This is a genomic window from Gordonia lacunae (genome assembly GCF_002149015.1).
In the GTDB taxonomy this organism is placed as follows: domain Bacteria; phylum Actinomycetota; class Actinomycetes; order Mycobacteriales; family Mycobacteriaceae; genus Gordonia; species Gordonia lacunae.
In genome coordinates this window covers 18005-39253 of record NZ_NGFO01000011.1, presented here as the reverse complement: position 1 = coordinate 39253, position 21249 = coordinate 18005, and the positions used below count along the sequence as shown (strand labels likewise).

The following is a 21249-nucleotide window of genomic DNA, read 5'->3' as shown; positions in this document are numbered from 1 at the left end:
AGGCTAGTGGCCGGGCCGGACAGTCCCGCGGTAGCGCTCCTCCAGCTCGCGGAACCGGCCCATCGCGTCGATGGCGCGCTGACCGTCACCGGCCTGAACAGCCAGGACGGTGATGTGTTCGTCCGCGGGGAACAGCAGCCACGCCCCGAAGCCCTTCTCCGGGTACGTGAGACCGAGAACACGATCCCACTCGAAGAGTCGCACCGTCACCAGGTTGCGGACCTCGACACCGGCGGCGCCGACGCGCAGCCGCGGCCGGGTGAACAGCAGGATGGCCGCCGAGATCAGCACGCCGATGAGGATGATCGCGACCTGGTCGGAGCCGCCGAGGTTGCGGACACCGACGTCGTCGATCGTCAGCAGCAGACCGAACGTGATGTGGATCGCGAGCACCACCACGGCCGCCGCGATCGCCCAGCGGGGCAGGTTGCGGGGCCGGTAGACCAGATCCCATCCGGCCGCGTCGGTCACGGCCGGCGGGGTGTCCGCAGAAGTCACGCCGATGCTCCTCCGACGGCCACCGGGAGGGTCTCGCCGCGTTGCAGCGCGCGCAGGGTCAGCGCCGACGCGAGCGCGGCGACGGTTGCCTGCGCGCCCTTGTCCTCCGTCGAACCCGGCAGACCGGCACGCGCGATCGCCTGGTCCTCGGTGAGCACGGTGAGCACACCGTTGCCGACCGGCGTCGACTCGTCCAGCGACACCCGCGTGAGGCCCGCGGTGACCGCGTCACACACGTACTCGAAATGCGGTGTCTCGCCCTTGATCACGACGCCGAGGGCGACCACCGCGTCATGGGTGCGGGCCAGCGCCTGCACGATGACGGGCAGTTCGATGGCGCCCGCGACCTGCACGATCGTCGGCTCGGTCACGCCGTTGTCCCGTGCAGCCCGGATGGCTCCGTCGAGCAGTGCGCCACAGACGGTCTCGTGCCACTGCGACGAGACGATGGCGAGACGCAGGGTCCCGGCATCGGCGAGTTCGAGGGTCGGCTCTCCGTGTCCGCTCATGCAGGTGCTCCTTCGGATGCGCCGTCGGTGGGCTGTGCGTGATCGTCGAGGCCGACCAGGTCATGGCCCATCCGATCCCGCTTGGTTCGCAGGTAGCGCAGGTTCTCGGCGTTCGCGCGCACCGGCATCGGGACGCGGTCGACGATGTGCAGGCCGTATCCGTCGAGTCCGACGCGCTTCGCCGGGTTGTTGGTCAGCAGCCGCATGGACCGCACGCCGAGGTCGACGAGGATCTGAGCGCCGAGCCCGTAGTCGCGTGAATCGGCGGGCAGGCCGAGCTCGAGGTTGGCGTCGACGGTGTCGGACCCGGCGTCCTGCAGCTGGTAGGCCTGCAGCTTGTGCAGCAGCCCGATCCCGCGGCCCTCGTGGCCCCGCATGTACAGGATGATGCCCCGGCCCTCGTCGGCCACCATCTCCATCGCCGCATCGAGTTGCGGCCCGCAGTCGCAGCGCAGCGAACCGAAGACGTCGCCTGTCAGGCACTCCGAGTGCACGCGCACCAGAACGTCGTGTCCGTCGGCGTCGCCGCCGGTGATGTCGCCCTTCACGAGCGCGACATGTTCGACGTCGTCGTAGACGCTGGAGTACCCGACCGCGCGGAAATCACCGTGGCGGGTGGGGATTCGGGCGTCGGCGACGCGCACCACATGCTTTTCGTGGCGACGCCGCCAGGCGATGAGGTCGGCGATCGAGATCAGCGCGAGGTCGTGTTCGTCGGCGAACACGCGCAGCTCGTCGGTCTGCGCCATCGAACCGACATCCTTCTGGCTGACGATCTCGCAGATCACCCCGGCCGGCGCCAGATCGGCGAGGCGGGCGAGGTCGACCGCTGCCTCGGTGTGTCCCGGGCGGCGCAGCACGCCGCCCTCCTTCGCCCGCAGCGGGACCACGTGGCCGGGGCGGGTGAAATCGGCCGCGGCGGCGTCGGGATCGGCCAGCAGGCGCATCGTCGTGGCGCGGTCGGCGGCACTGATGCCGGTACCGATGCCCTCGCGGGCGTCGACGGTCACGGTGTAGGCCGTGCCGTGCTTGTCCTGGTTCATCGAGTACATCGGCGGCAGACCGAGTCGGTCGCACGCGTCGCCGTCGAGCGGGACACACAGGTAGCCGGAGGTGTAGCGCACCATGAAGGCCACCAGTTCGGGGGTCGCCTTCTCCGCCGCGAAGATCAGGTCGCCCTCGTTCTCGCGATCCTCGTCGTCGACCACGACGACGGCCTTGCCCGCCGCGATGTCGGCGATGGCGCGTTCGATCGTGTCGAACGCGACGCCGGTCCCCTCGGCTGCGGTCACGTCTTCACCGTCTTGTGGCGACTCGCTCATCAGAACCTCACTCGTTGTGCTCATTTCGCCCCCGCAACATCAGGAGTACCAGTCGTGTCCGAACCCAGATGAAGGCGCTCGACGTATTTGGCGATGACGTCGACCTCGAGGTTCACCACGGTGCCGGGTCGGGCGGCGCCGAGGTTGGTCTCGTTGAGGGTCGTCGGGATCAGGGAGATCTCGAACCAGGAGTCGTCGCCCGATCCGCCGACCGCCGACACGGTGAGTGACACACCGTCGACGGTGATCGATCCCTTCTCGACGAGGTAGCGCGTGAGCGTGGCGGGTACGGCGATCCGTACGACCGTCCAGTTCTCCGACGGGCTGACCGCGGCGATCGTGCCGGTGCCGTCGACATGTCCCTGGACGATGTGGCCGCCGAATCGACCGTTCGCGGGCATGGCGCGCTCGAGGTTGACGGTGCTCCCGGCGGCGAGGTCGGACAGCGAACTGCGGCGCAGCGTCTCGCCCATCACGTCGACGGTGAACTCACCGGGACGGAGGTCGACGACGGTCAGACACACGCCGTTGACGGCGATCGAGTCGCCGTGGCCGGCGTCGGCGGTGACCACTGGGCCGCGCACGGTGAATCGGGCGGCGTCGGAGAGATCCTCGCGGTCGGCGATGACGCCGAGTTCTTCCACGATTCCGGTGAACACGCACTCCTCCTGCTCGCTCGGAGCAGACAGGGCGGCCTTGTGTCGCCTGTTCTCTCGCATCCGGACTGTGACCGTCGGCTTCGGATTCGCACCGAATCTGCTGTCCCTGCCTGGTGGCAGGCGCTCGCGGGCTGGACGATGCGGATCCACCGCACCCTCATCACCGCCGGTGGGGAATTTCACCCCGCCCCGAGAACTGGTGACATCGACGCTAGCACGGTCCGGGAAGTCAGTCGCATTGCGATTCCGGTGAGTGAAAAGCGTCGCCGACATGTCGTGCCCTCAGTTGTCGCGCGAGGTGGTCGACGGTCGTGCCAGCGTGACGAGGATGTCCTCGCCGAGCCGGGTCACCGATCTCGTGCTGAACCGCAGGCCGCCGTCGAGGGTGGTCACCCCGGGGATCTCGACCGAACTGCGACCGGCGCCCAGCACCAGCGGGGCGACGTAGGCGTCCACCTCGTCGACGAGTCCGGCCGCGAAGAACGCCCCCAGGATGGACGGTCCGCCTTCGACCAGCACCCACAGCGCGTCGGGCAGTGCCGCGAGGACGTCGGCGGGGTCGTGGGAGTCGACCTGGATCAGCGGGCCACCAACGGGCTCCCGGAGGCGGGCGTCGGCGGGGAGATCGCGATGGCCGAGAACGACGCGGGCCGGTTGATGCGGGTACAATGTGCCGTCGGCCGTGCGCGCGGTGAGGGTCGGGTTGTCGGCCAGCGCGGTACCGGTGCCGATGACGATGGCGTCGATCCGGGCGCGCTGTGAGTGCGCGTGGTCGCGGGCTCGCGGGCCGGTGATCCACTGGCTGGTGCCGTCGGGCGCGGCGATCCGGCCGTCGATCCCCGATGCGATCTTCGCGGTGACGTGGGGTCGGCCGAGACGCTGCCGGGTGAGCCACGGGCGGAGCGGGCCGTTCTCGGCGTCGTGGGCCGCGACTCCCCCGGTGACGCGCACCCCGGCGGCCCGGAGCGTGTCGGCTCCGCCGGCGGCGACCGGGTTGGGATCGCTCACCGCGTAGTGGACCTCGGCGACGCCCGCCTCGACGAGGGCCTGTGCGCACGGGCCGGTGCGGCCGGTGTGGTTGCAGGGTTCGAGGGTGACGATCGCGGTGCCGCCGCGCGCGGCCTCGCCCGCGGCTCGCAGGGCCATCACCTCGGCGTGCGGCCCGCCGGGTGGCCGGGTCGCGCCGATGCCGGCGACGGTGCCGTCGGCGGCGAGGATGACCGCGCCGACGGGCGGGTTGGGTGAGCTGATCCCCATCGCCTCCCGGGATGCGCTGATCGCGCGATCCATGGCGGCGGCGATGTCCATCGGTCAGCCCTGGTTCTGAGCCCGGGCGGTGGCGGCCGACTCGCGGAGCGCGGCGACGGCCTGTCCGGGGTCGTCCGCACCGTACACGGCCGAACCGGCGACGAAGCAGTCGATCCCGGCTTCGGCGGCCTCTTCGATGGTGTCGGCGTTGATGCCGCCGTCGATCTCGACGAGGAGCCGCAGATCCTCGGAGTCGATGAATTTCCGGATGGCGCGGGCCTTCTCGAGGACCTCCGGGATGAACTTCTGCCCCCCGAAGCCCGGCTCCACGCTCATGATCAACAGGGTGTCGAAGTCACGCAGGATCTCCAGGTACGGCTCCAGCGCGGTCCCCGGTTTGATCGAGAGTCCCGCCTTCGCCCCCGCGGTGCGGATGTCACGGGCGACGCCGATCGGATTCTCCGTGGCCTCGGCGTGGAAGGTGACGTTGTGTGCACCGGCCTCGGCATACGGCGGCGCCCAGCGCTCGGGGTTCTCGATCATCAGGTGGCAGTCGAGCGGGATGTCGGTGGCTTTCAGCAGGCTCTCGACGATCGGGAGTCCCAGGGTCAGGTTCGGCACGAAGTGTGCGTCCATGACATCGACGTGCAGCCAGTCGGCGCGGGTCTCGCCCGGCCGCGCCACGGCAGCAGCCTCGGCCGCGAGGTTCGCGAAGTCCGCGGAGAGGATGGAGGGAGCGATCATGGGCGCGGTACCGGCGGTGCACATGGTCGACAAGTGTAGGGCGCGGCCCTGTCCACGGACGAAAGCCCTCGGCAGTCTCAGAGACCGTTCGCCGGCCAGCCGGGAGACGGCGGTAGTACCGGCCACGGCTCCGGTCCCGTCTCGACCCCGACTCTCGGAAGGTCGGGGTTCGGCGGCAAGGCGTTGCACGCGATATGGTCGGCTCGATTCTCTGGACCCATTCCCAAGCGATCGAAGAACGAGACCTGCCAGCTGCCGAACATCGACGTGAAGGGTGTGGTCTGAGGGCCGTGCTGATCAGCAGGCGGCAACCTCTCGCCCGTGCGGACGAACTCGATCGTGATTGGATAAGCCCAGCGATTCCCGATATTGCGCCACGTGACGCCCCCGCCATCGGACCGTTGCTCAATGGACAATAGCTCGCTGCGGCACACAATCAACCGACTCCGGTCATCGGAGTCTTCGCGACGCAGAGGCCGCAGAAACAGCGTGTTTACCACCCTGCTTGTTTGACTGTCGCTCGCCACCAAGCGGATTCGCTCGTCGGTGCCTGGGGGCGATGCCGCCGCGAAGCCGGGATATCCCCATTCCATCGACTGCCCCTCAAAGGCAAGTTCGAATGACTCCGTGTACGCCCGGACAAACGACCCTTCCGGGGTCTCGAGGCCGAGAACGTTCGTAGGAATCCAGCGGAAGGACATGTCCAGATCAGGCGGCAAGCGCTTTCCTGCCGGAGCGACGGCAGAACTGTTCGTCGGCTGCTCATTGTGTGACGAAGTGCTGGAACAACCAGCTACTGAAAGGACCATGAGAAGCAGCACCGTCAAGTGCAGGCCACGGACTTTTTTGGCAGCAATTCCTGCGATGCGCCTACCTTTTGTACACATCTTCTAGGTTCTCGTTGTGCCGTAGTGCGAAAGAGTTGATATCCGAAGCGAGTTTCTGCTGAATGAACGTTCCGGCCCGGCTCTCGCTAGTGACGCTAGCCATTACACCGGTCCGCTTCATTTCGTCGAAATCTGCGTTGCTGTCACCCGAGAACAGATCCCGAAAGCCGGGATCATCCGCCAGTTCCGGGTGGGCCTCGAAGTATCCTGCGAGAATCTGCACGTATTTTGCGTTGGGATTGACATCGTCGTCGAACATGTCTTTGCGCAGCTGCTGAATTTCCGGGTCGGCCTTGATCGTGTCCGGGTCGGTCGGTAGCCCGGACAGATCCAGCTTCACCTGTGGCGCCGCGGTGTCGATGAGCAGCTTGACAGCGGGATCGAGGCCCGGAACGGCGGTGAGAAGCGTCTTCGCACTGTCGAACATGGCGCCCGCGACCGCCGCGTCGTGGGCTGCCAGGTGCCTGCCGTCGATCTTCGTTTCCTCGATGTGCGCGTCCAATCCGCCGATCATGGCTCCTTCCAACCGTCCGGTGACTTCGCCGAGCCCGTAGTCGTGCGGGTTCTTGCCGAACTCCTGCTGCATGACGTCGATCTGCAGGGCGGTCAGGGAGTTGACTGTTCTTCCCGCGGTCGCATCAGAATTGAGGATCTCGAAGGTTGCTTTCAGGTCGTTCACGTCAACTTTCGACACACCATGCGTGTGAAAGAGTTCGGGATCGGCGCCCGCCAGAACAGCGGTGTGCGAGCCGATCGCGGAGGCCAACGTGCGCGTCAGCTCGGGATTGAGTTCGCCCAGCGCCGGCTTCCTCTCTCCGATGTCGATGAGCGCATCTTTGTTGTCGCCGAAGTACTGCGCCAGCGCGGTCGAGATACTGCCCGCACGCTGGCTTTCGAGCACAGCTTCAGGAAGACTGCCGTCGGGTGCGTAGGCCGCACCGGGCATCCAGTTGAAGAGTCTGTTGATGCCGTCGTTCTCGTGCCCCGCCTTGTCGGTCCAGTCGAACGTCAACAGGTGTTTGAGGACTTCAGCGTCCTTGAAGGACCGTTCGGTGCCTGTGAGGTCGAACGATGAGGGCATCGAATTGCTCACCTGGCCACCGGTCGCAGACATCACCGCATCGTGTACCGCGATGTGATCACTGCCTGCAACGTCGAGCATCCGGATCATGAGACCTTCGAGTTCGTTCTTGGACACGTCGTTGTGGTCGAAGAATCCCGGATTCGACACGAGCTCACCGCCAGAGAACGCTGCCAGCTCACCGGCTCGAACCATCAACGCTCGGTCGACGTCGCTTCCCAGCTGAACGGACTCCGAGCCGTACATTCCACCCGGGGAGTCGACGGAACGGTGCTCGAGGATGTCCATCACTGTCTTGAGGTCATCGAAGGTCTTCAGATCGGTAACCGACCTGTGGCCACCGGAGTGTGGGCCCGAATCCGGAACTGTCACGTGCCCTTTGCTTGCGGCGGGACTGCTCAACACGTCACGTAGGGGCGCCGGGAGTTGGTTCAATCCGCCGGTGACGAACGGAGCATTCGTCCCCCAGATCTCGGCGAACACGTTCGAGTCGGTCTGCTCGGTCCGCAGGTGGCGGTTGCCGAGCATGTACACACCGTCGGCGAGACTCTGTTTCAGACTTTCTCGCTCGGCGCCGGTGTACTTGTCGCCGAACGACTCCAAGGCGCCGAGGGACAACGGCTGCCCGTCGGGACCGCCACCCCAACTCGGCGTGTAGATCGCCTTCAAATAGTCGAACTGCTCCTTGGGAATGACGGCGTGGTCGCCGCGCGCCAACGCCGCGGATTGTTCCGGGGTGAGGCCGGTGGCGCGGAAGAACCGGTCTTTCTGCTCTTTCGTGGCGGTTCCACTCATGATGGCCTGGACGTCGATACTCGCCTGGCCCGGTGAGTAGCTCGACGCCAGGGGCGCGTTTCCTTCGGCATCGCCGAAGGCCGCCGAGAGAACTCGCGCCCCGTTACGGTCGTCCTCGCCCATCTGATCGGCCAGGGATTGGAGCGAGAGTGTCGCCGTCCTCGCCTCCTCGGCGCGCGCGGCCCGAGCGTCGAGAATCGAACGCTCCGTTGCGCTTCCGACCTCCACGTCCGCCAGTTCGGCCGCATAGTCGCGGGTGTCGCGCACCGTCCAGTCGTCGGCAACGCTGAACCTGTCGCGTTCGAGGCCGAGCGCGCGAAGCAGCGCCGTGGTGCGATTCGGGCTGATCGCTGACGAAGTGTTTCGCAGGACGTTGGCAGCGTGGGTGAGATCGGCGCCCAGTTTGTTGATCTCGACTCGATCTGAGCCGGCGCGGGCTTCACATCCGAGTTGCGATGCGCCGACCCACCCCTTCGAGTCGCCGGCCCTCATCGGCGCATCCGCCATCGCCTGCGTTTGTTTCCGAAGACCATCCACCCCGGCGTCGAGTGCGTTCGCCGCAGCGTCCAGGGACATCAGGTCCCACCCGTTGACGACGGAACGCGACGGACGCGACATCAGAACTCGCTGATCGCACGGAAGCCACTGGCCAGTGACTCTTCGGTGTCGGCGACGTCGCCCGCCGCTTGATAGCAGGTCTGCGACACCTGGTCCATCCTCGCTGCCGCCCGGCCCAACAACGTGCGAACAGTGTCGTCCTTACCTGAGCACGCCGCACCGATCGCCGAGGCCGGCATCGCACCCGAAGCGTCGCCGAAGGCGGACTTCCCGGTCCACAGGGCTCGCGTCTCCGACGAGCATCGAGCCAGCGCATCGCCGACGCCGGTGATGACACCCAGTTCCTCGACACCAAACCGTTCAGCCATACAAACCCCCCGAGTCTGCATCAGTCCACGACGTGGCACACCGCCACCACGAACAACCTAGTACGACATCACGCTGCCGTCCGTCCGCCATCCACAATCAGGAGGCAGCGAGTATCTGGATCAGGCGCGTTTCGACGCCGCTCCATGTTGCCGGCTGATGCCCGATCGCGGGCGGGGCAACGCTCCGATGTCGGGCCTTGGTCGGGGTGATCACGTCGATCACGCGTACCCCGCCCACCATCTTCACGTTGTAGAACCAGCCGGGCGCTTCCTTGGCGCGGTTGTGGAGCACGCAGGTCCCGTCTGCGTTGACCGCGCTGGTCGGCCCCCTGCGTCGGTGCGGTGCCGCGTGGTCGATCTCCGCGACCGGCGCACCGCAATAGGGGGTCCGGCACCGCTGGTCTCGTAGACGTATGTAACGGGCAAGTGCGGGCGGGAAAGCCCGCGATCGAGATTCCATCGCGACCAGGGCCCCGTCGGATGGTCGGGCGTACAGGCGGCGCAGTGTCGACGCGGTCTCACCCTCGGGGTCTACCGAATCGGCTATCAGGAGTCTCGCGACGGTCGCCGGGACCGGACCGTACCCCGACACGTCCGCGGCCGTATCCGCCAGGCCCAACAAGCTCTGTTCGGACAGAACGACATTCACCGCGATCGGCGTCGGCTCCGCAACCGAGCGGCCGGTGACACGCTCGACGAGGGTGTCGGCCATGACTTGCTCATGAGAGCGGCCATCGGACGCGGACACCGAGTCGGCGTGCTTCTTGAGCGCGGCGTACACCGCGATCCCTTCCGCCATCGGCAGCAGCGCCGACAGTTGCGTCATCAGATCCGGCGCGGGCCGAACGGTGACGCGACGATCCTTCTCGGCCTTCGCCTTCCGAGCCACCACCGCTTCTGGTTCCAACTCGTAAGCGTGTCGTTTGGCGAGCGCCTCGATCTCGCGATCGGACATACCCACCAGCACCGCGGGATCACCACAGATGCGGCGGTCGATCTCTTCGCGCGATTCACGTATCAGATAGGCGGTCTCGCGCACCAGGATCGTTGCCCGCCACTCGGTGAGGACTCCCGCGGTGAGTGCCGCCAGAGTGTGCGGCATCTCGTACGCCAGGGCGCGGGCGAACCCGAGGCACTGACTTCCCTTGCGAGGCGACACCTTACGCGCCAGACCCACTTCGGCAGCCAGGCCACGCCCGCGTCGCTGGTGAGGGACGTTCTGCGCGGCCTCGTGCGCCGCGCGCAGGTCATCGAGATTGGCGGTCTCACGCACCTGGGCCGCCGTGCACGCCGACTTGATCTCCTCGAGAAGAGTGAGCCGATCCACCGACTCCGACTCGTCGACACCTGCGGGCATGGCCGACAGACCACTCACGATCGACCGGAGGTGATCGGTAGCCAAGCGTTCTGTTGTATCCGGCACCGTCTCGTACATGCATTCGATCATACGCGGAAAACCGCACATGCGACGCTACTTTCCACAACCTCAGCACCAACTTTTCACTTAGCCATTGAGTTCAGTGATGGAGTCTGTAACACTTAGCCACATGGCACATAGTTCTACTCCTTTGGACGAGATCTTCGGCGCCCTGTCCGACCCGACGCGTCGCGCCGTCGTCGAACGCCTGGGGCGTGGCCCGGCCAGTGTCGGCGAACTCGCCGACCCCTTCCCCATCACCCTGCCGTCGTTCATGAAGCACCTACGCGTCTTGGAAGACAGCGGTTTGGTTCTGACAAGGAAAGTCGGCCGGACGCGGATGTGCACGCTCGACCGACGGCGGCTGCGTCGATTGTCCACCTGGCTGGACCATCAGCGCACTGCCTGGACCGAGCGCACCGACCGTCTTGAACACTTCGTCACCGACACCGACACCGAGGAGACACCATGATCGACCCCGAACTCGACCTGATCCTGCGCCGGGTGATCCGCGCTCCGCGAGAACGTATCTGGGATGCGTGGACCCGGCCGGAGCAATTCGCACAATGGTGGACGCCGGCTCCGACGGTCACCCGCGTCGACCGCCTCGAAGCCACACCGGGTGGCGCGCTCGTGACCCGGATGAGCGAGGACGGAACCACTTTCGTCCCGCACATGGACGCCGTCTTCCTGGTTGCGGAAGCCTACGAGCGCTTGGTGTTCACCAATGCCGTCGACAGTTCGTGGCGGCCCGCCGACCCCGCGCCGGTCCCGATGACGGCCGAGATCACCCTCGCCGAGCACGCGGACGGAACCGAGTACAGCGTCGTGGTACGCCATGGGAGCCCGGCCGACCGGAACCACCACGACGAGCTCGGCTTCTACGACGGCTGGGGGTCGGTCACCGCCGCACTCGCCGACCTGGTGGAACACAAAGCCCCACAATGACAATTGCCGTCGCGGACTTCGTCTTGTTTGACGACGCCACGATGGTCAGCCCTAGGCCGATGGAAATATCTGCCAACCGGGTGACGGCTCCATAGCCGGCCATGGTCGCGGCGCGAAATCGTTCGGCTGTCGCGGAATTTCAGCGTTCCTCCCGATTCGGTCGCACTCCGCCTCATCGTTGATGTAGCGCCTGCCGCCGACGGATTGGCGAATGTAATCGACAACGCGCCACGCGCCGAACACGTCTCGGTTGGCACCTCTGGCTGTCCCACCCCGGTCGACCGCCGGAAGTGCGCCAGGCGTGCGTTCGAACCGGATGACAGCGGGGAAGGTCCACTCCGGGTAACTCGTGTTCAGCCATTCGCGAGAAGGGTCCTCGGGATTCTTACGCACGGATTGAACATCGCTTCGGCACAGCACCATGGTCGTGAACAACCCGTCGTCCTCGCGCCTGAGAGGACGGAAAAAATAGGTGCCGGCCAGGTCTGTCGAGTAGCTCGGGGACACGAGCCGACCAGCAACGAGGGAGTCGATGTCCCCTGGTGCAGCCTCCCTGAACCCCGGATAGCCCCACTCCGGAGATCGACCGGCGAACGCCAACTCAAACGATTCGACGAAGGCCCGCACGAAGGTGCCCGTCGGATCATGCAGGTCGACGACATCGGTCGGCGCCCAACGGAAGGCGACGTCGTACCGCGGCGGCAGATGATCCGCCGACGGTGCCACCGACGACGACTCCGAGAGAGGCGGATCGTTCTCGCCACACCCGGTTGACGTGGCAAGGACTGCCAGGACCAGGAACAACCCGACGCCGGTTCTGGCTGCGCGTGGCGAAACGACCACAGTCACCAGCCCTCCCGATGCTCGGTCGCGGTCCTGGCTCGGTCGAATTGCGGGTCGTACAGGGTGCTGTAGTTATCGATCTCGACGCCCGGGAGATTCAACATGAATTCTGGGACCTTGCCGATGTCCACCGAGTTCGGCGGCAACGTATCGCCGGCGCGTAGCGCTTCAAAGAACGCCTCCCCTCGGCCGGGAAACATACGTCGAAAATTCGGGTCGTCAACGAGATCGGGATGTGCACGAAGATGGCCCTCCGACATCTGGACGTATTGGGCCTCCGTCGACATGGTCTTGAAGACTTGGTTGTCGAGAGCTGACAGCTCCGCATTGGCGCTGCCTGCCCAGGAGGGAGCCCCACATCTCAAGCTTGGTTTCTGGCGCGGACACGTCGAGAATGGCTTTTACGACTGGGCCGCGCACTGCAGAAACCAGGGCCTTTCAGTCGCCCAGAGACTTCCGATCTCGGAACCACATTGCGCGAGCGTGGCTCCGACCTCGTAGATCGTGCCGACCTCGTCCACAGCAAACCGTTCGCCCACCATTTCCCCCGTCCGAGCGCACGCAGGCTCTCTGCCAGTTGCGAAAACGCGATCGCAGACTACCCCAGGACGACTCCGAAGTCTCTGCCTTGTGCACACGTTGACCGACCGGACCGGGCTCGGTCGTGGTCGTCAGTCCCGCGTCAACGCCGCCAGGAACATGGCGTCAGTGCCGTGGACGTGTGGCCAGAGCTGTACGTGAGGGCCGTCGCCCAACAGATCCGGGCCGAGCTTGCCCACCGTCACGAGCGGGCGCGCATCGAGCTGACGCACACCGTCGATCGACGCCACCACATCGGCCACCACCGCAGTCGTCTCGGCCGGGTGCGGCGAACACGTCGAATAGACCACGACACCACCGGGTTTCACCAGGCGCAGCGCCTCGGTGAGCAACTGCTTCTGGAGGACGACGAGTTCGTCGACGTCGGCAGTGGTCCGGCGCCACCGGGATTCGGGTCGCCGGCGCAGCGAGCCCAGGCCCGAGCACGGGGCGTCGAGCAGGATCCGGTCGTAACCGGCGTCGAGTCCACTGGACCGGGCGTCGGCGACATGGATGGTCACCGGCAGGTCGGCCACGACCTTGCGGATCAGGCCGGCACGATGCTCGGACACCTCGACCGCATCGAGTCGGGCACCGTCGATCTCGGCGAGCGAACCGATGAGTGCGGCCTTCCCGCCAGGACCGGCGCACATGTCGAGCCACCGCCCGGCGTCGTCGGCGACCTCCGCCACGGTCACCGCACGGGCGATCAGCTGGCTGCCCTCGTCCTGGACACCCGCGTATCCCTCGCGGATCGCGGCGACGTCGCCGGGATCGCCACCCGGCAGGTACACGCAGTACGGCGAGTAGTCGCCGACCTCGCCCTCGCTGGTGAGAGCGAGTTCCTCGGCGGTGATGAGCCCCGGACGCGCCACGAGATGCACCGGTGGTCGCTCGTCATCGGCGGCCAGCGCCGCCTGCAGTTGTCCCGCCGAGCCGCCGAGCGCATCGCGGAACACCTCCGCGATCCATCGCGGATGCGCGTACTGGAAGGCGAGGTAGCCGACGAGATCGTCCGCGGGCGACGGGGCGAGCTCTTCCACCCACATGTCCTCGTCCTTCTGCGACACCTTGCGCAGCACCGCGTTCACGAAACCGGCGGGCCCCATCCCGTTCTCGGATCGGACCAGATCGACCGACGTGGACACCGCCGCGTGGGCGCCGACCCTCGTCCGCAGCAGCTGATAGGTGCCCAGACGCAGGACGTCGAGAACCGTGCCGTCGATGTCGGCGACGGGCCGTTTCGCGGCGGAGGAGATCACGGCGTCCAGCAGACCCTGCGCCCGCGCGGCACCGTAGGCCAGTTCGGTGGCGAAGGCGGCGTCGCGTCCGTCGATCTTCCTGTCCCGCAGCATCTTCGGCAGAACCAGGTTGGCGTAGGCGTCGCGTTCACGTACCGCGCGAAGGGTGTCGCGGGCAGCAACGCGCGCGGGATCCAGATCCTTCTGCCGGAGTTTGCCGCTCATCCCAGGACCGTCCCGTCGGTCAGACGCGCACCGCGCGCCCAGTCGGCCGCGGGCATGGGCTTCTTCCCCGGTGGCTGCACGGTGCCGAGTGTGACCGGCTGCGAACCTGTTCCGACGAACACCGCCTTCTTGGTGACCGCGAGCACACCGGGCGCGAGGGCACCACCGGCGACCGCCTCGGGCAGGCCGGGATCGTCGGTCGACGCGACGACCGACACCGGCCCGACCTTGATCCGCGCCTCGTCGAGACTCGTCCACGGTCCGGGCGCGGGGGTGTATGCGCGGATCAGGCGATCGATGATGTGCGCCGGCAGGTCCCAGCGGACCTTCGCGTCGTCGACGTCGATCTTGGGTGCGTGGCTCACACCCGTCGTCGGCTGTGGTTCGGGGGCGAGCTCGCCCGCCGCGAGGCCGTCGAGGGTGGACAGCAACAACCCCGAGCCGGCGTCGGCCAGCCGTGCCAGGATGTCGCCGCTGGTGTCGGTGGGCCGGATGGTCTCGGTCAGCACACCGAAGACCGGGCCGGTGTCGAGGCCCTTCTCGAGCCGGAACGTGCTGGCGCCCGTCACCTCGTCGCCGGCCGCGATGGCGGCCTGGACCGGAGCCGCACCCCGCCAGGCGGGCAGGACCGAGAAGTGCAGATTGATCCACCCGTGCTGCGGGAGGTCCAGTAGTCCGGGAGGCACGAGGCCGCCGTAGGCCACGACGGCACCGCAGTCGGGAGCCCAGCGCCGGAGCACGTCGTCGACCTCCGGCTCGGACAACCGACGCGGGGTGATCACCTCGAGCGAGTGCTCGTCGGCGAGCAGACCGACGGGAGACCGCATCACCTTGCGGCCGCGACCGGACACCGCGTCGGGGCGGGTGATGACCCCGACCACCTCATGCGACGGCGAGTCGATGAGGGCCTGCAACGACGGCACGGCGACCTCGGGGGTCCCGGCGAAAACGATGCGCATTCATCCGATCGTAGGCGGGTCGATCTGCACCCGGATCGGCCCGGTCTGTCGATGCGTGTTGCGGCGCACCTGACCCGCGACGAGCGCTTCGGCGAGGAGCCGTCCGTGCTTGCGCGGCAACCGCACCAGGATGCGATCCATCTCGTCCCGGTCCATGTCCTCGGGGGTGGCGGCCTCCCACTCGGCGCTCCCCGCGGGCGGGCGCACCCCCGGGGGGAGCGGCACCGGCCCGAGAACGTCGGCGTCGGTCGGCAGGTCGAGATGCTCGACGAAGTCCGTGATCACCCCGGTCGGCCCGTCGACCGAGGCCATCGTGACCGCAGGCGGAAAGCCGAGTTCCACCCGCTGCCGCAGCTGGATCGTTGCGAATCCCACCGGGTCCCACCGAATCAGCGCTTGCACGGGTGCCAGCGAGGAGTCGGCGACGATCACCACGCGACCGCCCTCACCGTGCGGCGTGACCATCGCGGCCAGTCCCATCCAGCGCCGGACCGCATGCTCCTCGGCACGCAGGTCCGCACGGTCCAGCTGTGCCCAGGTGTCGACGACGATCGCCGCGCCGTACCCGCCCGGCGCGACCGGCTCGGCGCCCGGTGTCGCGACCACGAGCCGCGCGCCGGGTTCGATCTCGTCGAGGATCGTGTCGCCCCCGCTGGTCAGCACCGGCACACCGGCGAACGCGCGTCCCAGTTCTTCGGCGGTCCGGCGCGCACCGGTGACCGTCGCACGTACCGAGGTGTTGCCGCACTCCGCGCAGCGGAAGGACCGTTCGGGACGCCCACACCATCGACAGCTCAGCCGTTGGTCGGCGTCGAGCTGGAGAGGGCCGTGACAGGCGCGACAGCGGGCGTGTTCCCGGCAGCGCGTGCACGCCAGCGATGGCACATATCCCCGGCGCGGGACGCTGAACACGACCGGACGATCGGCGGCGAACGCCGAGCGTGCCGCGTCGAAGGCGACTTCGGGGATGCGCGCCGACCTCGCCATGGGGTCGCGTGCGATCTGGCGGTCGTCGTCGGAGATCGCCTGGACGCGCGGGCTCCGGGCACGGACGGTCGAGCGATCGGCGACGAGATCGTGTGCCCAGCCCGACGCGACCAGCGCCTGTGCCTCGGCGGTGCGGGCGAAACCACTGAGCAGTAGTCCGCATCGCTCGTGGTGCGAGCGCAGCACCGCCACCTCGCGGGGGTGCGGATACGGGGCCCGCGGGTCCGACATGCTGTCGTCGCCGTCATCCCACACGACGACGAGGCCGAGATCGGCGACCGGTGCGAACACCGCACTGCGGGTCCCGATCACCAGTTGCGCGGCGCCGCGCCGCACGGCCAGCCATCGGCGGTAGCGCGCGGTGGGCCCGAGGCCGGCCGAGAGCGCGACACCACGATCGCCGATCAGCGGCTCACACTCGGCCCACACGCGGTCGAGATCCCGCTGATCGGGGACGATGAGGATGCACCCGCGCCCGGCCGCGAGCGTTGCCGCGGCGAGTTCGGCGAGACGACGCGGCCACTCCTCCCCCGGCAGGGCCTGCCAGACAGCGCGCGGATGACCGTCGACGAGATTCTCGATGTAGGAGTCGGCGAGCGGATACCGGTGCCAGTCGGTGAGCTCGGGGGTCTCGACGACGGCAGCCGGCTCCGGTGTCGTCTCCTTCTCCGTGCGCGCGTGCCGCGGCGGGATCGCCAGACGCACGACGTCACCCATGGTGCCCGCGTACCGGTCGGCCACCGCGCGACACAGCGCTGCCAGCTGCGGGGTCAGGACCGGTTCCGCGGACACGACCCGGTCGAGCCAGCCCAGCTTGCCGGGGTGATCGCTCTTCTCGATGCGGTCGAGAAGGTAGCCGTCGACGAGCCGGCCGGAGAATCGCACGCGGACGCGCACACCGGGCTGCGCGGCCTCGTCCTGGTCGACGTCGATCAGGTAGTCGAAGGGCCGGTCGAGGTGCGCGAGTCCCAGAACAGGCAGAACACGGGCCACCGGCAGCTCAGCGGCCGGGACCCGTGCTCCTTTGGGTGTCAGCGAGAGTACTTCCGCAGAGGGTCTACAGACCCGCGGCGGCCCGCAGCTTCTCCGCGCGGTCGGTCCGCTCCCACGGCAGGTCGACGTCGGTGCGGCCGAAGTGGCCGTAGGCGGCGGTCGGCGCGTAGATCGGGCGCAACAGGTCCAGGTCGCGGATGATCGCGAGGGGACGCAGGTCGAAGTTCTCCTTGATGACGCGCTCGATGACGGCCGGATCGACCTTCTCGGTGCCGAAGGTCTCGACGAACAGACCGACCGGGGCGGCCTTGCCGATCGCATAGGCGACCTGGACCTCGATGCGGTTGGCCAGTCCCGCGGCCACCGCGTTCTTGGCGACCCAGCGCATCGCATAGGCCGCGCTGCGGTCGACCTTCGACGGGTCCTTGCCGGAGAATGCGCCACCACCGTGGCGGGCCATGCCGCCGTAGGTGTCGACGATGATCTTGCGACCGGTCAGGCCGGCGTCACCCATCGGGCCGCCCAGGACGAACTTGCCCGTCGGGTTGACCAGGAGGCGGTAGTCGGTGGTGTCGAGGGTCGGCAGGTCGATCTCGGCGAGCACCGCGTCGACGACCTGCTTCTTGATGTCCGGGGCGAGGAGGTTGTCGAGGTCGATGTCGGCCGCGTGCTGCGTCGACAGGACCACGGTGTCCAGACGGACCGGCGCGTCGCCGTCGTATTCGATGGTGACCTGCGTCTTGCCGTCGGGGCGCAGGTACGGCAGTGTGCCGTTCTTGCGCACCTCGGTGAGGCGGCGAGACAGGCGATGGGCCAGCGCGATCGGAACCGGCATGAGTTCGGGGGTCTCGTTGGTGGCGTAGCCGAACATCAGGCCCTGGTCTCCGGCGCCCTGGCTGTCGATCTCGTCCTCCGAGATGCCGCTGCGGCTCTCGTGCGAGTTGAAGACGCCACCGGCGATGTCCGGGGACTGCGCACCGATGGCGACGTTCACGCCGCACGATGCGCCGTCGAAGCCCTTGGTCGAGGAGTCGTAGCCGATCTCCAGGACCTTGTCGCGCACGATCTTGGGGATGTCGGCGTAGGCGGTCGTGGTGACCTCGCCGGCGACGTGCACCTGTCCGGTGGTCACGAGGGTCTCGACCGCGACGCGCGCCTTCGGATCGTCGGTGAGGATGGCGTCGAGAATCGAGTCGCTGATCGCGTCACAGATCTTGTCGGGGTGTCCCTCGGTGACGGATTCGCTCGTGAACAGGCGTGACGAGGTGGTCATCAGATCCTCTCGAGATCTACGCGCGTCGATGGTCGACGCGCCGCTGGCAGTGTCGGCCAGGTCCGACTGGCCGGGTGAATACATCCAACCTAATCGGTCGGTCGAGCTCCCCGACCATCAGGCACCAGTTGGCGCACTTCGTCAAGTATCCGGCTCGACATGAGTGTTTTCGACCCGAAGGGCAATGCGGTCTCATCGCCGTTGGCGGCGAGCAACCAGCCGGTGTTGTCCTCGGTCCCGAAGGCCTTGCCGTCGCCGACCGCGTTGACGACGAGCAGGTCACAGCCCTTGCGGGCCAGTTTCGCGCGACCGTGGTCGAGGACGCCGCCGGTCTCGTCGCCGGTCTCGGCGGCGAAGCCGACGATCACGGTCTCGTGCGGGATCCGGCCCTCGTCACGGGCGGTGACGAGACCGCGCAGGATGTCGGGGTTGGTGGTCAGCCGGATCGGCGCCGGCCCCTCCTCGCCCTTCTTGATCTTGGACTCGGCGACGGCGACCGGGCGGAAGTCGGCGACCGCGGCGGCCATGATGACGACATCGGCGTCGGCGGCGCGCTTGGTCATCTCGTCGGCGAGTTGCTCGGCGGTCGAGATCCGCACGATCGAGACACCGGCCGGGTCACCCGGGTCGGCGGTGGACCCGGCGACGACGGTGACGCTCGCGCCGCGCTGGGCCGCGGCGCGGGCCAGCGCGAAACCCTGCTTGCCCGAGCTGTGATTGCCGAGGTAGCGGACCGGGTCGAGCGGCTCCCGGGTGCCGCCGGCACTGATCAGCACGCGGACGCCGGCGAGGTCGTACGGCAGCGCATCGGACCGGTCGAGGAGCAGCTCGCCGACCAGTGCGATCTCTTGGGGATCCGGGAGCCGGCCGCGACCGGAGTCGGTACCCGTGAGGCGCCCCGACGCCGGGGTCATCACGATCGAGCCGTGCGACCGGAGCGTCGCCACGTTGGCCTGGGTCGCGGGGTGCTCCCACATCTCGGTGTGCATGGCCGGGACGAACAACACCGGACAGCGGACGGTCAGCAGCGAGGCGGTCAGCAGGTCGTCGGCGCGTCCCTGGGCGGCGCGGGCCATGAGGTCGGCGGTGGCCGGGGCGATGACCACCAGATCGGCGCCCTGTCCGAGACGGACGTGGGCGACCTCGTCCACGTCGTCGAACACGGTCGTGGAGACCGGGTTACCGCTGAGCGCCTCGAAGGTCGCCTTGCCGACGAACTCGAGCGCCGCCGGCGTGGGCACGACACGGACGTCGTGGCCGGCCTCGGTGAAGTGCCGGATCACCGAGCAGACCTTGTAGGCCGCGATCCCGCCGCCGACGCCGATCAGGACGCGCCGCCGGGTTCCGGTCGCTGTCGTCATCAGGGGGCCGGGGCTATTCGCCCTCGGTGTGCTCGAGCAGGTCGGAGTGGATCTCGCGCATGGCGATCGAGAGCGGCTTCTCCTGGAGGCCGGGCTCGACCAGCGGGCCGACGTACTCGAGGATGCCGTCGCCGAGCTGGTTGTAGTAGTCGTTGATCTGGCGAGCGCGCTTGGCCGCGTAGATCACGAGCGCGTACTTCGACGACGCGCGGTCGAGCAGATCGTCGATCGGCGGATTCGTGATGCCCAACGGCGTGTCGTAGGCCGGTGCGTCGGCGATGTCGGTGATGTCGAAATTGGTCGGGGTGCTCACACGAACTCCTGCGTCGAGGTCTGGGTGTCGGAAAGGGCCGGTCAGGTCGCGGATGCGGCCGGCTGTTCAGGTCCGACCAGCAAGGATACCAACTGATCGGCTGCGCGGTCGACTTCGCTGTTCACGATGACGTGGTCGAACTCGTCCTGAGCGGCCATCTCGGTGCGCGCGGTGGCCAGCCGGCGCTCGATGGCCTCGGGGGTCTCGGTGGCCCGGCCGGTCAGTCGGGAGACGAGTTCGTCCCAGCTGGGCGGTGCGAGGAAGACGGTGACCGCCTCGGGGAGCCGGGCGACCACATTGCGTGCGCCGACCAGGTCGACCTCGACCAGAACCGGCTTACCGGCTTCCAGTGCGGCCAGGACCGGTGCGATCGGTGTGCCCGAGCGCTGCAGGCCGCCGTGGATCTCGGCCCACTCCAGGAGCTCGTCGGCGGCGATCATCTTGTCGAAGTCGCCGGCGGAGACGAAGTGGTAGTCGCGGCCGTCGACTTCGCCGGGCCGCGGGTCGCGCGTCGTCGCCGACACGCTGAAGTAGACGTCGGGTACCGCGGCGCAGACCTTCGCGACCACGGTGGACTTGCCGACGGCCGAGGGGCCGACCAAAACGATCAGTCGACCCCTCGTGCGTCCGGTTCCCTCGTGGTCCGGGCGGTTGTTCACCGTCCGGTCCACGGGTTCGTCTCGCTGCCGTATTCGGTTCGGTTGCTCACGCTCAGGAGCTGAACTTCTCGAGCAGAGCCTTGCGCTGACGGTCGCCGAGACCGCGCAGGCGGCGGGTCGGGGCGATCTCGAGCTCGGTCATGATCTCCTGCGCCTTGACCTTGCCGACCTTGGGCAGGGCCTCGAGCAGGGCCGAGACCTTCATCTTGCCCAGGATCTCGTCGTTCTCGGCATCCTTGAGCACCTGCTGGAGATCGGTGCCACCGCGCTTGAGGCGCTCCTTGAGCTCCGCGCGGACACGACGAGCGGCAGCTGCCTTCTCCAACGCAGCGGCGCGCTGCTCATCGGTCAACTGGGGAAGGGCCACGGGGTTCCTCCGTCTTTCGTTCTCGAGTGGGACTGCATCGGTCGCCCAGAGGGCGTCCGAGGCGCTGTTGCCGTGCGACCGCGGCTGGATCGCCATCGCCGGCCTGCCGGCCGGGTCTGCACCCGGCCGACGCCATCAAATGTTGGCGGCGAATGCGACCGTACCGACGTGAGCAGGCATTTGCGAGTGCGACCCCCCGTTTTCGCGGTGTTTTCTCATGTTGTAGGGCCCTCGGCGCGTTCACACGGGCGCAGCACCGATTCACTGTTCGCGCCACCGCCCTGACTACGTGTTTTACGCCATCTCCGCAGGTCAGCGAAGCATCGCGCGACCAGCGGTTCGATAGCAACGCGAAATACCCGCGTCCGGACCCCGGACGCGGTGATACGCGTGTGACACGAGTGGTGTGACCTGA

General features: G+C 67.7%; 22 protein-coding genes and 1 riboswitch. Of the genes, 2 read left to right on the top strand and 20 right to left on the bottom strand.

From position 1 onward, the window contains the following. Positions 1 to 3: 3 nt before the first annotated feature. From CA982_RS11320 to CA982_RS11275, 10 genes are all read right to left on the bottom strand, one after another. A complete protein-coding gene (locus tag CA982_RS11320; protein ID WP_208617930.1) occupies positions 4 to 498 on the bottom strand; it encodes a PH domain-containing protein in 495 nt (164 codons plus the stop codon). Beyond that, on the bottom strand, positions 495 to 1007 hold the full coding sequence (gene ribH, locus CA982_RS11315) for a 6,7-dimethyl-8-ribityllumazine synthase (protein WP_010840994.1): 513 nt from the start codon (positions 1005 to 1007) through the stop codon (positions 495 to 497). Before ribH ends, CA982_RS11320 begins: the two co-directional genes overlap by 4 nt. After that, positions 1004 to 2329 (bottom strand): bifunctional 3,4-dihydroxy-2-butanone-4-phosphate synthase/GTP cyclohydrolase II, encoded by a 1326-nt coding sequence (locus tag CA982_RS11310; protein WP_086535522.1) that lies wholly within the window; start codon positions 2327 to 2329, stop codon positions 1004 to 1006. Before CA982_RS11310 ends, ribH begins: the two co-directional genes overlap by 4 nt. Positions 2330 to 2349: 20 nt before the next feature. Further along, the gene (locus CA982_RS11305) at positions 2350 to 2988 is read right to left on the bottom strand and encodes a riboflavin synthase (RefSeq protein ID WP_086535521.1); all 639 of its coding nucleotides are present in this window, start codon (positions 2986 to 2988) and stop codon (positions 2350 to 2352) included. Between the two features lie 44 nt (positions 2989 to 3032). Continuing rightward, positions 3033 to 3189: riboswitch (FMN riboswitch) on the bottom strand. 81 nt (positions 3190 to 3270) lie between these two features. Next, a complete protein-coding gene (gene ribD, locus CA982_RS11300; protein ID WP_086535435.1) occupies positions 3271 to 4296 on the bottom strand; it encodes a bifunctional diaminohydroxyphosphoribosylaminopyrimidine deaminase/5-amino-6-(5-phosphoribosylamino)uracil reductase RibD in 1026 nt (341 codons plus the stop codon). A 3-nt stretch (positions 4297 to 4299) separates the two neighbouring features. Beyond that, a complete protein-coding gene (gene rpe, locus CA982_RS11295; RefSeq protein WP_086535434.1) occupies positions 4300 to 5004 on the bottom strand; it encodes a ribulose-phosphate 3-epimerase in 705 nt (234 codons plus the stop codon). A 53-nt stretch (positions 5005 to 5057) separates the two neighbouring features. Further along, the gene (locus CA982_RS11290) at positions 5058 to 5699 is read right to left on the bottom strand and encodes a hypothetical protein (RefSeq protein WP_244176227.1); all 642 of its coding nucleotides are present in this window, start codon (positions 5697 to 5699) and stop codon (positions 5058 to 5060) included. A 151-nt stretch (positions 5700 to 5850) separates the two neighbouring features. Then, positions 5851 to 8361, bottom strand: a complete 2511-nt coding sequence (locus CA982_RS11285) for a TPR repeat domain-containing protein (RefSeq protein ID WP_086535432.1) — start codon at positions 8359 to 8361, stop codon at positions 5851 to 5853. Then, positions 8361 to 8669 (bottom strand): hypothetical protein, encoded by a 309-nt coding sequence (locus tag CA982_RS11280; protein ID WP_086535431.1) that lies wholly within the window; start codon positions 8667 to 8669, stop codon positions 8361 to 8363. Before CA982_RS11280 ends, CA982_RS11285 begins: the two co-directional genes overlap by 1 nt. A gap of 97 nt (positions 8670 to 8766) precedes the next feature. Continuing rightward, positions 8767 to 10026 carry a DUF222 domain-containing protein gene (locus CA982_RS11275; protein WP_208617932.1) on the bottom strand — a complete coding sequence of 420 codons (1260 nt, stop codon included), beginning with the start codon at positions 10024 to 10026 and terminating at the stop codon, positions 8767 to 8769. A 190-nt stretch (positions 10027 to 10216) separates the two neighbouring features. Between CA982_RS11275 and CA982_RS11270 the strand changes: the two genes are divergently transcribed. Beyond that, on the top strand, positions 10217 to 10558 hold the full coding sequence (locus tag CA982_RS11270) for an ArsR/SmtB family transcription factor (protein ID WP_086535430.1): 342 nt from the start codon (positions 10217 to 10219) through the stop codon (positions 10556 to 10558). Continuing rightward, complete coding sequence (locus CA982_RS11265) at positions 10555 to 11034, top strand: SRPBCC domain-containing protein (protein ID WP_086535429.1); 480 nt, start codon at positions 10555 to 10557, stop codon at positions 11032 to 11034. The genes CA982_RS11270 and CA982_RS11265 overlap by 4 nt, the downstream gene beginning before the upstream one ends. Before the next feature lie 51 nt (positions 11035 to 11085). Here CA982_RS11265 and CA982_RS11260 read toward each other — a convergent pair whose 3' ends face one another. From CA982_RS11260 to mihF, 10 genes are all read right to left on the bottom strand, one after another. Next, the gene (locus tag CA982_RS11260; protein ID WP_144066020.1) at positions 11086 to 11883 is read right to left on the bottom strand and encodes a hypothetical protein; all 798 of its coding nucleotides are present in this window, start codon (positions 11881 to 11883) and stop codon (positions 11086 to 11088) included. Next, on the bottom strand, positions 11880 to 12164 hold the full coding sequence (locus CA982_RS11255) for a hypothetical protein (RefSeq protein ID WP_086535427.1): 285 nt from the start codon (positions 12162 to 12164) through the stop codon (positions 11880 to 11882). The genes CA982_RS11260 and CA982_RS11255 overlap by 4 nt, the downstream gene beginning before the upstream one ends. 384 nt (positions 12165 to 12548) lie before the next feature. Continuing rightward, positions 12549 to 13922: an RsmB/NOP family class I SAM-dependent RNA methyltransferase gene (locus CA982_RS11250; protein ID WP_086535426.1), complete on the bottom strand. Its 1374-nt coding sequence runs from the start codon at positions 13920 to 13922 to the stop codon at positions 12549 to 12551. After that, positions 13919 to 14881: a methionyl-tRNA formyltransferase gene (gene fmt, locus CA982_RS11245; RefSeq protein WP_086535425.1), complete on the bottom strand. Its 963-nt coding sequence runs from the start codon at positions 14879 to 14881 to the stop codon at positions 13919 to 13921. Before fmt ends, CA982_RS11250 begins: the two co-directional genes overlap by 4 nt. Then, on the bottom strand, positions 14882 to 16861 hold the full coding sequence (locus CA982_RS11240; protein ID WP_086535424.1) for a primosomal protein N': 1980 nt from the start codon (positions 16859 to 16861) through the stop codon (positions 14882 to 14884). A 64-nt stretch (positions 16862 to 16925) separates the two neighbouring features. Further along, positions 16926 to 18134 (bottom strand): methionine adenosyltransferase, encoded by a 1209-nt coding sequence (gene metK / locus CA982_RS11235; RefSeq protein ID WP_086535519.1) that lies wholly within the window; start codon positions 18132 to 18134, stop codon positions 16926 to 16928. Between the two features lie 89 nt (positions 18135 to 18223). Next, positions 18224 to 19495: a bifunctional phosphopantothenoylcysteine decarboxylase/phosphopantothenate--cysteine ligase CoaBC gene (coaBC, locus tag CA982_RS11230; protein WP_086535423.1), complete on the bottom strand. Its 1272-nt coding sequence runs from the start codon at positions 19493 to 19495 to the stop codon at positions 18224 to 18226. Positions 19496 to 19508: 13 nt separating this feature from the next. After that, entirely contained in the window at positions 19509 to 19808 is a 300-nt protein-coding gene (gene rpoZ / locus CA982_RS11225; protein ID WP_086535422.1) for a DNA-directed RNA polymerase subunit omega, read from the bottom strand. Positions 19809 to 19849: 41 nt separating this feature from the next. Further along, positions 19850 to 20479, bottom strand: a complete 630-nt coding sequence (gmk, locus tag CA982_RS11220) for a guanylate kinase (protein WP_208617929.1) — start codon at positions 20477 to 20479, stop codon at positions 19850 to 19852. Between the two features lie 40 nt (positions 20480 to 20519). After that, complete coding sequence (mihF, locus tag CA982_RS11215) at positions 20520 to 20834, bottom strand: integration host factor, actinobacterial type (RefSeq protein WP_004021989.1); 315 nt, start codon at positions 20832 to 20834, stop codon at positions 20520 to 20522. Positions 20835 to 21249: the final 415 nt, after the last annotated feature.